This window comes from Thioalkalivibrio sp., from assembly GCF_041690275.1.
Classification (GTDB): Bacteria; Pseudomonadota; Gammaproteobacteria; order Ectothiorhodospirales; family Ectothiorhodospiraceae; genus Thioalkalivibrio.
Window position 1 is genome coordinate 1 of sequence record NZ_JAWLHP010000062.1, and the last position, 12,828, is coordinate 12,828.

15 protein-coding genes are annotated in these 12,828 nt (G+C 67.7%); 3 read left to right on the forward strand and 12 right to left on the reverse strand.

The genetic code is table 11. The features are described 5' to 3' along the window. Window positions 1-125 precede the first annotated feature (125 nt). The 11 genes from ACESMN_RS11340 to ACESMN_RS11390 form a co-directional block, all read right to left on the reverse strand. A complete protein-coding gene (locus ACESMN_RS11340) occupies window positions 126-575 on the reverse strand; it encodes a ligand-binding protein SH3 (RefSeq protein WP_373053712.1) in 450 nt (149 codons plus the stop codon). A 129-nt stretch (window positions 576-704) separates the two neighbouring features. Next, window positions 705-2,411, reverse strand: a complete 1,707-nt coding sequence (locus tag ACESMN_RS11345) for a Na(+)/H(+) antiporter subunit D (protein ID WP_373053713.1) — start codon at window positions 2,409-2,411, stop codon at window positions 705-707. Further along, a complete protein-coding gene (locus ACESMN_RS11350) occupies window positions 2,404-2,709 on the reverse strand; it encodes a hypothetical protein (RefSeq protein WP_373053714.1) in 306 nt (101 codons plus the stop codon). Before ACESMN_RS11350 ends, ACESMN_RS11345 begins: the two co-directional genes overlap by 8 nt. Before the next feature lie 201 nt (window positions 2,710-2,910). Next, the gene (locus ACESMN_RS11355) at window positions 2,911-4,356 is read right to left on the reverse strand and encodes a monovalent cation/H+ antiporter subunit D family protein (RefSeq protein ID WP_373053715.1); all 1,446 of its coding nucleotides are present in this window, start codon (window positions 4,354-4,356) and stop codon (window positions 2,911-2,913) included. Window positions 4,357-4,387: 31 nt separating this feature from the next. Further along, entirely contained in the window at window positions 4,388-5,872 is a 1,485-nt protein-coding gene (locus ACESMN_RS11360) for a monovalent cation/H+ antiporter subunit D family protein (protein WP_373053716.1), read from the reverse strand. Continuing rightward, window positions 5,869-6,225 (reverse strand): cation:proton antiporter subunit C, encoded by a 357-nt coding sequence (locus ACESMN_RS11365; RefSeq protein ID WP_373053717.1) that lies wholly within the window; start codon window positions 6,223-6,225, stop codon window positions 5,869-5,871. The genes ACESMN_RS11360 and ACESMN_RS11365 overlap by 4 nt, the downstream gene beginning before the upstream one ends. A 3-nt stretch (window positions 6,226-6,228) precedes the next feature. Continuing rightward, complete coding sequence (locus tag ACESMN_RS11370; RefSeq protein ID WP_373053718.1) at window positions 6,229-6,663, reverse strand: Na(+)/H(+) antiporter subunit B; 435 nt, start codon at window positions 6,661-6,663, stop codon at window positions 6,229-6,231. Next, on the reverse strand, window positions 6,660-7,184 hold the full coding sequence (locus tag ACESMN_RS11375; RefSeq protein ID WP_373053719.1) for a DUF4040 domain-containing protein: 525 nt from the start codon (window positions 7,182-7,184) through the stop codon (window positions 6,660-6,662). Before ACESMN_RS11375 ends, ACESMN_RS11370 begins: the two co-directional genes overlap by 4 nt. Window positions 7,185-7,210: 26 nt before the next feature. Continuing rightward, the gene (mnhG, locus tag ACESMN_RS11380; RefSeq protein WP_373053720.1) at window positions 7,211-7,543 is read right to left on the reverse strand and encodes a monovalent cation/H(+) antiporter subunit G; all 333 of its coding nucleotides are present in this window, start codon (window positions 7,541-7,543) and stop codon (window positions 7,211-7,213) included. Next, entirely contained in the window at window positions 7,540-7,851 is a 312-nt protein-coding gene (locus ACESMN_RS11385) for a monovalent cation/H+ antiporter complex subunit F (protein WP_373053721.1), read from the reverse strand. Before ACESMN_RS11385 ends, mnhG begins: the two co-directional genes overlap by 4 nt. Further along, entirely contained in the window at window positions 7,848-8,396 is a 549-nt protein-coding gene (locus ACESMN_RS11390) for a Na+/H+ antiporter subunit E (protein WP_373053722.1), read from the reverse strand. The genes ACESMN_RS11385 and ACESMN_RS11390 overlap by 4 nt, the downstream gene beginning before the upstream one ends. A gap of 250 nt (window positions 8,397-8,646) precedes the next feature. Here ACESMN_RS11390 and mazG point away from each other — a divergent pair, with 250 nt between their 5' ends. Together mazG and ACESMN_RS11400 are read left to right on the forward strand one after the other, a co-directional pair. After that, window positions 8,647-9,453 carry a nucleoside triphosphate pyrophosphohydrolase gene (mazG, locus tag ACESMN_RS11395; RefSeq protein ID WP_373053728.1) on the forward strand — a complete coding sequence of 269 codons (807 nt, stop codon included), beginning with the start codon at window positions 8,647-8,649 and terminating at the stop codon, window positions 9,451-9,453. Between the two features lie 214 nt (window positions 9,454-9,667). Then, window positions 9,668-10,393, forward strand: a complete 726-nt coding sequence (locus tag ACESMN_RS11400) for a ferredoxin--NADP reductase (RefSeq protein ID WP_373053723.1) — start codon at window positions 9,668-9,670, stop codon at window positions 10,391-10,393. 82 nt (window positions 10,394-10,475) lie between these two features. Here the strand turns inward: ACESMN_RS11400 and nadC are convergent, their stop codons facing one another. After that, window positions 10,476-11,360, reverse strand: a complete 885-nt coding sequence (nadC, locus tag ACESMN_RS11405) for a carboxylating nicotinate-nucleotide diphosphorylase (RefSeq protein ID WP_373053724.1) — start codon at window positions 11,358-11,360, stop codon at window positions 10,476-10,478. Between the two features lie 399 nt (window positions 11,361-11,759). Here nadC and ACESMN_RS11410 point away from each other — a divergent pair, with 399 nt between their 5' ends. Then, window positions 11,760-12,665, forward strand: coding sequence for a ZIP family metal transporter (locus tag ACESMN_RS11410; RefSeq protein ID WP_373053725.1), 906 nt, complete (start codon window positions 11,760-11,762; stop codon window positions 12,663-12,665). Window positions 12,666-12,828: the final 163 nt, after the last annotated feature.

Genomic DNA, 12,828 nt, shown 5'->3' on the forward strand with positions numbered 1-12,828 from the left:
GCCGCGATCAGCGGGGTGCATGAGGCACCCCAGGGCATCGCGGCCAGAGGCCGCTCCCACGGCTCCCACAGGGATCCCTCCCGTGTGGAAGCGGCTTCCGGCGGCGGCCGCGGCCGCTTGCCGGGTCAGGCCGCGTAGCGCTCCTTGGCTTCGCGTGCGGCGCGGGCCTCGGCCTCGGAATACGCCTTGCCCGACCAGAGCATCTCGTAGGCGATCTCCTCGTTGCCGTTCTCGCAGAGTTCCAGGACTTCGCGGAACAACGGCTGGAAGGTCTCGCTCTGGTGCGACTTCTCGTGGTCCTCGAAGGAGTTCCAGAAGGTGATGATCAGGGCCTCCTTGTCCTTCAGCGGACTGTCGACGGCCTGGCCCACGGTCGAGCCCTCGTTGGAGACCGCGCCCGAGTTCATCGCGACGAACCCGCCCACGAATCCAGTGTCCGAGTGGTAGGTCTTCACGTTCTCGCAGAGCATGGCCACGCGCTCCTGCAGGTCGTCGACCGTATACTCCGGCTTGAGGATCACGCGGTTGAGCGTCACGACACCATCGTGCGGGAAGTTGCTGATCAGTTGGGTCATGATGTTACCTCCTCGTGGATGTGCCGCCCCGACGGGGCGTTTCAGTACATCGTTGAGGACTAATATAAATAACCTACTAAATTACTCAAGATTCCCTTGTGCGTTGTCGGGCAAGGGAACTTCCGGGATTCAGACGTAGTAGATCAGCAGCGAGCCTGCGAGGATGATCGCGACCCACAGGACCATGCTGCCGGTTGGCCAGGTGCCGGCCAGCAGGCTCCCCGGACCATGGTGCCGCGCAAGCCCCGTCACGAAGCCCGCGATGCCCCGCCGCGCAAGGGTGAGCAGGCCCTGCCAGGCGGCACCGCCCCGGTCGCGGACCCGGCGCGCGGTGGCCGGCAGCGCGCGCCGGTAGAGCCAGTCGGTGTCGAGACTGATCCTGGCCTCGCCACCGACGTGCTTCAGCAACACGAAGAACCCGAGCCCGGTGAACAGCAGCAACTGCAGTTCCCAGAACAGGTGATCGAGGGTGTAGGCGTTGTAGTCCACCGGCGCGGGCAGGAGGCCGTACAACCAGGCCGGATAGACGCCGATGAACACGCAGAAGAAGGCGGCGATGGCCATCGCGAGCAGCATGTTCCAGGGGGCCTCCTGCGGGCGCAGTCCCGAATCCTTTCCCAGAAAGGTGAAGTAGGGCAGCTTCAGGCCGGTGTGCAGGAAGGTGCCCGCCGATGCCATCGACAGCATCAGCCAGATCCACATGCGGTAATCCACTGCCGCCGCCTCCAGCACCATGGTCTTGCTCACGAAGCCCGAGAACAGCGGGAAGGCCGAGATCGAGAACGCGCCGATCATGTACAGCAGGAAGGTGTAGGGCATGTACTTGTAGAGGCCGCCGAGCTCCGTGAGCTTGCTCTTGCCGGTCATGTGGATCACCGCGCCGGCGCCCATGAACAGCAGGGCCTTGTACAGGATGTGGGTGAAGGCGTGCGCTGCCGAGCCGTTCAGCGCGATCGCGGTGCCCATCCCGACGCCGGCGACCATGTAACCGACCTGGCTGATGATGTGGTAGGCAAGCAGCCGGCGGATGTCGTTTGCGAGCACCGCATAGACCACGCCCCACAGCGCCATGACTGCGCCCATCCAGATCAGCAGTTCGGTACCGGGGAAGCCGCGGATCAGCACGTAGACCGCGGTCTTCGTGGTCAGCGCGCTCAGGAAGATCGCGCCGGTGACCGTGGCCTCGGGATAGGCGTCGCTGAGCCAGGCATGCAGCGGCGGCACTGCCGCATTGATCATGAACCCGATCAGGATCAGGTAGAAGGCCGGGCCGGCGATGTCGATCTGTTCGAAGGCCAGGCTTCCGGTCTGGAAATAGAACAGCGCGATGCCGCCCAGCAGCAGCATGCCGCCCGCCGAGTGCACCAGCAGATAACGCATCCCGGCGGCGTAGGATTGCGGCGTCCGGCGGCGCCAGATCAGCCAGACCGAGGCCAGCATCATCAGCTCCCAGAACACATACAGGGTGACCAGGTCGCCGGCAAGGACCACGCCCACCGCGGCGGCCGCATAGAGGAACGCCGCCACGTGCTGCACGTTGTCCTTCACGTGCAGCGAATAGATCGTTCCGATCACGGTGATCAGCGAGAACACGTAGGCGAAGACCAGGCTCAGCGTGTCGACGCGGCCGGCGACGAGGTCGAGGCCCAGGAACCGGAGGCTGCCGTAGGTACCCGGAGCGATGGTCCAGACCACCCAGAGGAAGACGAGCGCGAGCAGCAGCCGGTAGCCCTGCTGCACGCGGCCCCGCAGGAACGGGATGGCCAGCGTGCCGAGGATCAGCAGCAGCGACGGGTGCAGCCAGGCCCCGAAAGCGAGCGCGACGGTCTCAGCCATCGCGCGGCTCCGGTGATTCCGGCGCGCCCGCCCGTGGCCTGCCGTCGGGCAGCGCGTCGTCGTAGTAGTCCTCGCGCCGGTACAGGAAGGCGTAGCCGAGCAGCTTGGACACCACGATGATCAGCACGCAGGAGACGAACCCGTACAGCGCCCCGAAGCCGCCGATGGTGTCGAAGGGGAAGCGGCCGTAGCCGGTGGGAATCAGCACGTCCGCGATCACCAGCAGCGCCATCAGGGCCAGCATCACCCAGGTCAGCGGGCGCGCGCGCCTCACCAGATATTCGAGGAAGTGGCTCATGCTGATCTCCCTATCCCGTTGCGGTTGGCCAGAGTACTGGCCGGTTTTTCAGAAGCGCGGGGAGTGGGTGTGCGGTGCGCGGCCCGGCGGGTGTCGGCAGCATGGATGCTGCCGTCAAGCCTCCATGGATGGATTCACGGCGTCCCGCCGGGCCGCGCACCGCACACCCACGGATGCCTGCAGCGAGAACGTCCCTAACCGTCACGGGAACATCCCCTCGAGCAGTCCGCGCAGCGGTCCCGCGAGGAAGAACATCGCGAAGGCGCCGAGCGCGGTGAAGGTCAGCGGCGCGACGCAGAGCAGCGGGGCCTCCCGGATGCCGCCGGTGTAGCCGTCCCTCGGTGGGCGCAGGAAGGCGCGGATCACCGGCGGGATCAGGTAGGCGACGTTCAGCAGGGTGCTCACCAGAAACACCGCGATCATCAGCTGCTGCCCGCTGTCGAGGGCGCCGAGGATCAGGTGCCACTTGCTCCACAGTCCGCCCATCGGCGGCGCGCCGATCACGCACAGCGCACCGAGCAGGAAGGCGCCCATGGTGAACGGCATGCGCCGGCCCAGCCCGTCCATCTGGCTGATCTCGGTCTTGCTGGTCGCGACGTAGATGGCGCCGGCACAGAAGAACAGCGTGATCTTGCCGAAGGCGTGCATCGCGATGTGCATGCCCCCGCCGATCGCCGCGATCTGGCTCGCGAGCATCGCGCCGAGCACGATATAGGACAGCTGGCTCACGGTGGAGTAGGCGAGCCGGGCCTTCAGGTTGTCCTGCTGCAAGGCGACCAGCGAGGCCGCGATCAGCGTGAACGCGGCGATGTACATCACCCAGTCGGTGGTCACCAGTTCCTGCAGGTAATCCAGGCCGAACAGATAGATGCTGACCTTCAGCACGGTGAACACGCCCGCCTTCACCACCGCGACCGCGTGCAGCAGCGCGCTGACCGGCGTGGGCGCGACCATCGCCTCGGGCAGCCAGCGGTGGAAGGGCATCAGCGCCGCCTTGCCGATGCCGTACATGTACAGCAGCAGCAGGATTGCGCCGATGCCATGGCCGACCTTGCCCTCCATGATGCCGCCGTCGGTGAAGTCCAGCGTACCGGTCAGATGCCAGGTGAGCAGGATCGCCAGCAGCTGGAAGCCGATCGAGGTGCCGAGCAGCAGCCCGAGATAGATGCGGGCCCCGCGCTTCGCCGCCTCGGTGCCCTTGTGGGCGACCAGCGGGTAGGTGGAGAGCGACAGGATCTCGTAGAACACGAACAGCGTGAACATGTTCTTCGCGAACGCGATCCCCAGCGCGCTGAACAGCGCGATCGCGAAGAAGGCGTAGAAGCGGGTGTGATGCTTCTCGTGCGCGCCCCGCATGTAGCCGATCGCATACAGTGCGGTGACGATCCACAGACCCGAGGCGACCAGTGCGAAGAGCATGCCCAGCGGCTCGACCTCGAACGCGATCGCCAGACCGGGCATCAGTTCGAAGAGTTGGAGGCTCGGGCGCCCGCCCGCCTGCACCTCGGGCAGCACCTGCAGCACCAACACGAACATGGTGGCGGCGGTCAGCACCATCACCGTGTCGCGCAGGTTCGGCAGCCGCGCGAAGAGGAGCATCAGCAGCATTCCCGCGAGCGGGGTCGCGAGCGCCAGCCCGATGGCCATCCCGGGGTTCACGGGTGAAGGCCGGGTCGGCTCATGGATAGCCCCCCAGCAGGAGCTCGGCGGCCCGGGCCGCGGCGCCGATCGGCAGCGCCGTGTGGATCCCGAAGACCACGCTCGCCAGTGCCAGGGCCCAGGTCGGCAGCAGCAGCGCCGGATGGGCCTCGCGCACCGGCACCGCGCCGGCCGGACGCTCGCGGAAATAGGCGGCCTCGACCACCCGCCCGATGTAGATCAGCGCGATCAGCGAGGTCGCGAGCAGGAACACCGCGATCGGCCAGAGCCCGGCCTCCAGCGCGGCCAGCAGCAGGTGCCACTTGGTGATGAAGCCCGCGGTCAGCGGGACGCCGATCAGGCTCAGTCCGCCGACCACGAAGGCCGCCATGGTCCAGGGCATGTCGCGGGCGATGCCGGCCATGGCGTCGATCCGCGGGCTGCCGATGCGGTAGACGATTGCACCCAGCGCCATGAACAGGGCCGCCTTGGTGATCGCGTGGTTGAACAGATGCAGCATCGCCGCCATCAGCCCGAGCGTACTGGCGAAGCTGAACCCGAGGATGATGTAGCCGACCTGCGCAACGCTGGAGTAGGCCAGCATCCGCTTCACGTCCGCCTGGAAGGTCGCCACGATCGACGGGATCAGGATGCCCAGCAGCGCGAGCGGCATCAGGACATAGCCCATCGGCAGCACGCCGAACGAGAACTCGACCCCGAACACCGAGTAGAAGAAGCGCAGCAGCACGTAGATCGCGACCTTGGTCGCGGTGGCCGCCAGGAACACCGTGACCATCGAGGGCGCGTAGGTGTAGGCGTTGGGCAGCCACAGGTGCAGCGGGAACAGCGCGAGCTTCAGGGAAACGCCCACGGCGATGAAGGCGAACGCCGCCCGGATCGTGCTGGTGTCGTGTACCGCGGGCAGGCGCTCGGCCAGGTCCGCGAGATTCAGGGTGCCGGTCATCATGTACAGGAAGCCGATGCCGATCAGCAGGAAGGTGGTGCCGATCGTGCCCATGATCAGATAGGTGAACGAGGCCAGCAGGGCGCGCCGGTCGCGGCCCATCGCTATCAGCGCGTAGGATGCGATCGCCGAGATCTCGAAGAACACGAAGATGTTGAAGGCATCGCCGGTGATCGCGATGCCGAGCAGACCGGCATTGGCCAGGAGAAAGGCCGTGTAGAACCAGGCGATGCGGTCCCGGGGGACCTCCTGCTCAACGCTGTCGCGCGCGAAGGGCATCACGATGGCACTGATGCCGGAGATGATCAGCAGCACGAAGGCGTTGACCGTGTCGACCCGGTATTCGATGCCGTAGGGGGGTTCCCAGCCGCCGTGGGCGTAGCTGATCGGGCCCCCGGCCCAGACGGCCTCGAGCAGCAGGGCGGACACCAGCAACGCGGCCCAGCAGACGGCCGTGGTCACGGCCCAGGCCAGCGTCGGCCAGCGCACCAGGAACATCAGCAGGGGAGCCGCGAACAGCGGCAGCAGCACCTGCAGGGCCGGCAGGTGGTGTTCGATCATGCGTCCTGCTCGTCCTGAGCGTTGATCTCGTCCTCCTCGAGCGAGCCGTAGGCCTCGTAGACGCGCACGGCCAGCGCGAGACCCATCGCGGTGAGTGCGACGCTGACCACGATCGCGGTGAGGATCAGCACGTGCGGAAGGGGATTGGTATAGGCGGTCGTGCCCTCGAGGTAAACCGGCGCGGTGCCGCCGTCGAGCTTCGCGAGGCTGATGTAGAACACGAAGACCGAGGTCTGGAAGATGTTCAGTCCGACGATCTTCTTGATCAGGTTGCCCTGCGCGATGACCACGTAGAATCCGGTCATCATCAGGACCACCACCACCCAGTAGTTGTAAAGGCCGAGCCACTCCATGCGTCAGCCTCCGTCCTGCTCGGGTCGCATCCTTCCGGCAAAGGAATAGAACAGGGTGATGGCCACCGTCGCCACGGTGACCCCCACGCCGAGTTCGATCAGGATGATGCCGAGGATCTCCGCCCGCTGCGCATCGGCCAGGAGGACCTTGTATTCGAGGAAGTTGCCACCGGCGAGCATCGACCAGATGCCGATGCTCATGTAGAGCAGGGCGCCGAGGCCGGCGAGGGCGTGCACCGCCCCCGGGGGCACCGCCCGCTGCACGGTCTCGAGACCGAAGATCAGTGCGTAGAGGATCAGCGCCGCGGCAAAGATGATGCCGGCCTGGAAGCCGCCGCCGGGGCTGTACTCGCCGTGGAACTGGACGTAGAGCCCGAACAGCACGATCACCGGGATCAGCAGCTTGGCCCCGACCCGAAGCACGATGTGCGGATTCATTCCTGAGCCTTCCCGGAGCCTCGGGGGCGGCGCCGGTAGCGGCCCGGTCCCAGCACAAGCAACACCCCCACCCCGGCGACGAAGATCACCAGCACCTCGCCCAGCGTGTCCAGCCCGCGATAGCTGGCAAGCACCGAGGTCACCATGTTGGGGATGCCGATCTCGTCCACCGATTCCTGCGTGTAGCGCGGCGACACGTGCTGGTGCGCCGGCGCCTCCGGGTCCCCGAAGCCAGGCATGTCCATGGTGCCGTAGATCAGCGCGCCGCCGGTGATCAGCACCACCACCAGGGCCAGCAGGTTGTGCCGGGTGTCGCGCACCTTCTCCTTGCTGGTGGTGAGGACCAGCGCCCCCAGCATCAGGATGATCGAGAGTCCGGCACCGACCGCGGCCTCGGTCAGAGCGACGTCGACCGCGTCCAGCAGCACGTACAGTGACGCCGCGAGCAGGCTGAAGATGCCCATCAGCATGGTGGCGGCGAAGAGGTTCCGAATCCAGACCGTGGCCAACGCCACCGCCACGAGGAACGCGAGCAGCAGGATGTCGATCAGCGCGGCGATGGTCCACCCCCGTCTTCGGGGCGCCAGGGATCCACCTTGCTGTGCCGCGCGGCCTTGGCCATCGCGAGCGAGGACAGGGGGCCGGTGAAGAGCAGGAAGAACAGCGTGAACAGGAGCTTCGCCGCCACGGGGACCGCGTCGGCCTGCAGGGTGAGTCCGACCAGGATGGAGATCGAGCAGACCGTGTCGGTGATGCCGGCCGCCTGCAGCCGGGAATAGAAGTCCGGGAAGCGCAGCAGCCCGATGCCGCCGATCAGCAGGAACGCCGAGCCGGTGAGCAGCAGAATCCAGCTCAGCAGGTCGAGCAGCAGGGCGATCACGGTGGCGATTCCTCCCTGTCGCGCGCGCCCGGCGCGCGGCCCTCGGAGCCGGAGCGGAAGCTGCCGTATTCGAAGAACTTCAGGATGGCGACGATGCCGACGAAGTTGATCAGCGCATAGACGATCGCGATGTCGATGAACTCGGGTCGTCCCACGATGAAGCCGATCACCGCGATGATCAGTACGGTCTTGGTGCCGAAGACATTGGTTGCCAGGATGCGGTCGTACAGGGTGGGACCGGCGAACATGCGGACCAGCGCCATGCCCATCGTGAGGAGAATGGCCAGACCCGCCGCCACGAACATCATTGCGCCTCCTCCTCGAACCGGCGCACGCGGCGATCCATCTCGCCCGAGGCCGTCTCCTCGGCGCTCTTCGCATCCAGTGCGTAGAACCAGATCTCGCTCTTGCGCACGTAGATCGAGACCGTGCCGGGTGTGAGGGTGATCGAGTTGGCGAGCATGGCCCGTCCCAGATCGGTCTGCTGGGTGGTGGGCAGCCGCACGATGCGCGGATTGACGTCGAGCCGCGGCGACAGGGCGTGGCGCGCGACCTGCACGCTGGACTGGACGATCTGGACCAGCAGCCACGGCCAGTAGCGCAGACTCGCGAGCATGATCCGCAGAGGGTTGGCGGTGCGATCGAGGATCCCGAGCCGATGGCTCAGCCAGATGGTGAACACCACCGAAAGCGCACCCAGGGGGAGAAGGATCGGGTGACTCCACATGCCCGAGAACAACAGCCACGTGATCGCGAGCAGGAGGGCGAGGCTGGCGATGTATCTCCACACGCTTGAGGTCTCCCCGGGCTGTTGCTTCTTGCGGCGGGGGAACAGGACGGGGTCCTTCGTCACTGCCTCCAGCCGGAGAGCCGGGTCGCGGCGGGCCGTTCCCCCGGTCGCTGACCTGGACTCGAACCAATGGCCTATCCCCTGCCGGCGCAAGAATACGTTCAATGGCGCCCGCAGTCACCCCCGATCCTGCCGATGCGCCGCCGCGGGGACGGGTCGGGAGCGACCGCTGGCGGACGGTCGCCAGGGTGAAAAGCCTGCGGCCACCGGGCGGCAAATGCCGCGCGTGATGCGGTCCCTGTACAATTTCGTCATGACCCTCGATGACCCCGACCCGATACGCCGCCTCCGCGCCATCATGGCGCGTCTGCGCGACCCGGTAGCGGGTTGCCCCTGGGATCGGGCGCAGACGCCGGAAACCATCGTGCCGTACACCCTGGAGGAGGCCTACGAGGTCGGCGAGGCGATCGCGGCCGGGGATACGGGTGTGATCCGCGGCGAACTCGGCGATCTGCTGTTCCAGGTGGTGTTTCAGGCGCGGCTCGCGGAGGAGGCGGGACAGTTCGATTTCGACGACGTGGCGCGGGCGATCGGCGACAAGCTGTGGCGCCGGCACCCGCACGTCTTCGGCGCGGCCGAGTTCGCCGACGATCACGAACGCGAGGCCGCGTGGGAGTCGGCCAAGGCCGAGGAGCGCAGGGAGCGGGAACGCCACGGTGCGATGGACGACATCCCGCTGGCGATGCCCGCGCTGGCCCGGGCGGCGAAGCTGCAGCGTCGGGCCCGGCGGGTCGGTTTCGACTGGGACGGTGCGGCGGCGGTGCTGGCGAAGCTCCGGGAGGAGATCGAAGAGGTTCAGGTCGAACACGAGCAGGGCGGCAGCCCGGAGCGCCTTACCGACGAGGTGGGCGACGTGCTGTTCACGGTGGTGAACTGGGCCCGTCATCTCGGCGTGGAACCGGAGGCCGCGCTGCGCGGCAGCAACCGCAAGTTCGAGCGCCGCTTCCGGGCGATGGAGAGGCTCGCCGCCGCCCGCGGTCAGGATGTCGCGCAGCTGGAGCTGGAGGCACTGGACGGCCTGTGGAACGAGGTCAAGGCGGCGGAGGCCGGGCAGCGCTGAGGTCCTCAGCGGCCTGCGTGCGCATCCGGTGCGCGCGCCAGGCGCGGTCCCGAGGGGCCTCGCGCGCGGACGGGTCGGCCCCGTGTGGCGCCGGGGAACGCGCCCCGCGCGACGCCTGGCCCCCGGGTTGCCGGGCCGGCTCCAGCGTCTTCCACCGGCGGCGCAGGGGCGGTCATCAGTTCGAAGAACGGGATTCATCACAAAAGGGTTCATCATGTCGCATGCAGTGGACGTCCCCGAACATTTCATTTCCGCTCGGATCGAGCGCGTTGAACAGACGACACCCTTGATCAAGGTGTTCACGCTGGCCGCGGATCCGAAGCGCTTTCGCGCCCGCGCGGGCCAGTGGGTGGACCTCGTGATCCCGCGCGGCGGCGAGCCCGTGGTGGGGGGCTATTCGGTGGTGTCGGCGCCCAGCGACGACGGCCGGCTGCAGCTGGCCATCAAGTACGCCGACCATCACGAAGCGACCCACCACTTGCACACCGTCAGCCAGGTGGGGGACCAGGTGCTGGTTACCGCAGGGCAGGGGCCGTTCTACTTCGAGCCGGGCATGGGCCACGAGGTGGTGCTGCTCGGGGCCGGCATCGGGGTCACCCCGCTGATCAGCATTCTGCGTCTGATCCACCGCGAGGCGCCCGATGTGCACGCGCACCTGGTCTACAGCGTGGCCGCCCAGCGCGAGGTCCTGTTCCCGGACGAGCTCGCGGTGCTGGGCGAGGCGCCGAACATCGACGTGACCTTGACGGTCACCCGCGAGGCCGAGGACTGGCGCGGGCACACCGGCCGGATCAGCCACCCGCTGCTCGAGTCGCTGAATCTGTCGCGCGAGGCCCTCTACTACTACTGCGGCTCGCGCGAATTCATCGAGGACATGACCGAGCTGCTGACCCAGTGGGGCATCCCCGAGCAGCAGCTCAAGTACGAGAAGTGGTGGTAGTCACTGTAGGGTGGGCCAAGCGCAGCGGGCCCACCCCATGGGGATGGCCGGATCATCGCTTGCGCTGTGCGCTTGTGCGCGGTCAGGTGAAGCGAAGCGACAGGTCGATCGCGCGCAGGTGCTTGGTGAGCCCGCCCATCGAGACGTAGTCCACGCCGGTTCCGGCAATCTCGGGGAGCATCGCCTCGGTGATGTTGCCCGAGGCCTCGGAGATCGCGCGGCCGCGGATGCGTTCCACCGCCTCGCGCAGGTCTTCCAGTGCGAAGTCGTCGAGCATCACCACATCCGCGCCCGCGTCCAGCGCCTGCGAGACCTCGTCGAGATCCTCCGCCTCGACCTCGATCCAGCGGCCCTTGCCCATCTTGCGCGCCCGGTCCACCGCGACCTGGATCGAGCCGCAGGCGAGAATGTGGTTTTCCTTCACCAGCACCGCGTCCCACAGGCCCATCCGGTGGTTGTAGCCGCCGCCGCAGCGGACCGCGTACTTCTGCGCGACGCGCAGACCGGGGAGGGTCTTGCGGGTATCGAGAAGCCGGGTTCGTCCACCGCTCAGCAGACGGACCAGGCGTGCGGTCTCGGTGGCGGTGCCGCAGAGCGTCTGCAGCAGGTTCAGGGCGCTGCGCTCGGCCGAGAGGATGCCGCGGGCGGGTCCGGTGACCTCGGCAACGATCCCCGGCGTCCCGACCCGGGCACATTCCTCCACCAGCCACACGACCTGCACGCCCGGGGCGAGGGCCCGGAAGCAGGCGTTGAACCAGGCCTGGCCGCAGAGCACCGCCGGTTCCCGCAGGTGCAGCTCTGCCCGCGCCTTCTGCTCCGCGGGTACAAGGGTCGCCGAGAGATCGCCGTTTCCCAGGTCTTCCTTGAGCGCGGCCTGCACCAGTGCCTGGATCGCGCCGGGATCCGGCGCATTCGCGGGCGCGTCGAACGGATCCCGAAGCCGGCCCCCGGGGCGCTGGTTCTTCACGGGCACCTCCCCGGGTTGGCCCCCGCCGTGAGCCGCGAGGCCCTCCGGACCCGCGGCGGGTCAGCCGCCAACCGCGCCGCGCCCGATCGCGATGGCGCGAAGGGTCCGTCGTTTCCGTGCCCGCTGTCGTGGAAGCGCGCTTGCTGCGCCATCGTGATCCGCTCCTTCGTGCCACTCGTGCCCTGTATAACGGATCAGCGATCCGCTGAGAAGGGCTGTGCTGCACCCGGGCCCCTGGTCGAGCCGTTTTCGGCCGCAGGGCCCCCCATCCGCGCACACGGAGAGGCCCTCGCCCCGATGGCGGGAAAGGGGGTGGGGAGGGGCCCCTCAGCAGGGTGGCATATACCGGTGCCGGCGTTACACTCGAATCGAGGCTGACCTCGAGCTGCAGGAGCGATGATGCAATCCGAAGAGTCCCCGGCGTCCGGCATGCTCCGTCCGGGTCCGATCCTGGCCGTGCTGGCGCTCGGACTCTTCGTCGCGGGCGTGGCGGCACTGTGGCCGCTGATGCGGGTGTGGCTCGAAGGCCTGGGTACTCTGCAGCTCGGGATCCTGGCAAGCTTCGTGGCCGGCATGTTCACCGGCGTCGGCGCGATCCCGATCTTCGTCATGCGCCGCCTGTCGCGCGAGCTGGAGGACTCGCTGATGGGCTTCGGCGCCGGCGTGATGTTCGCCGCCACCGCCTTCGAGCTCGTGCTCCCGGCGGCCAGCATCGCGGAGGCGGACTTCGGCAGCGCCTGGGCGGCCGCACTGGTGGTCGGCATCGGGATTGCCCTGGGCGGCGTCCTGATGCTGGCGCTGCACCGCCTGGTGCCGCACGAGCACTTCGTGACCGGACCGCAGAGCGGAGCGGATCCGCAGAAGATCCTCCGGGTGTGGCTGTTCATATTCGCCATCGGGCTGCACAACCTGCCGGAGGGGCTGGCCGTCGGGGTCGGCTTCGGCGGAGAGGACCTGAGCGACGGGGTGGCGCTGGCGATCGGGATCGGCCTGCAGAACATGCCCGAGGGTCTGGTGGTGGCGGTGGCCCTGCTGTCACTCGGATACAGCCGACTGGCCGCCCTCGGGGTGACACTGCTCACCGGACTGGTGCAGCCGCTGGGCGGGCTGATCGGGGCGGGAGCGGTCACGCTGATGGAGATGCTGCTGCCCTGGGGGCTGGCCTTCGCGGCCGGCGCGATGCTGTTCGTGATCAGTCACGAGATCATTCCGGAGTCGCACCGCTGCGGTCACGAGGGCAAGGCGACCTTCGGGGTCCTGCTGGGCTTTATCATGATGCTGACCATCGGCCTCGTGCTGGATTGAGGAAGCCGCCTCGGCGATCCGGATCCCGGATCGCCGGACCACGAGGAAAAGGTAGGGTGGGCCAAGCGCAGCGGGCCCACCGTGCGGCCTGGGTGGTGACTGGTGGGCACACTTCGTTTTGCCCACCCTACGAGGTCCCGCGAGGCATGAGGAAAAGCCCGGG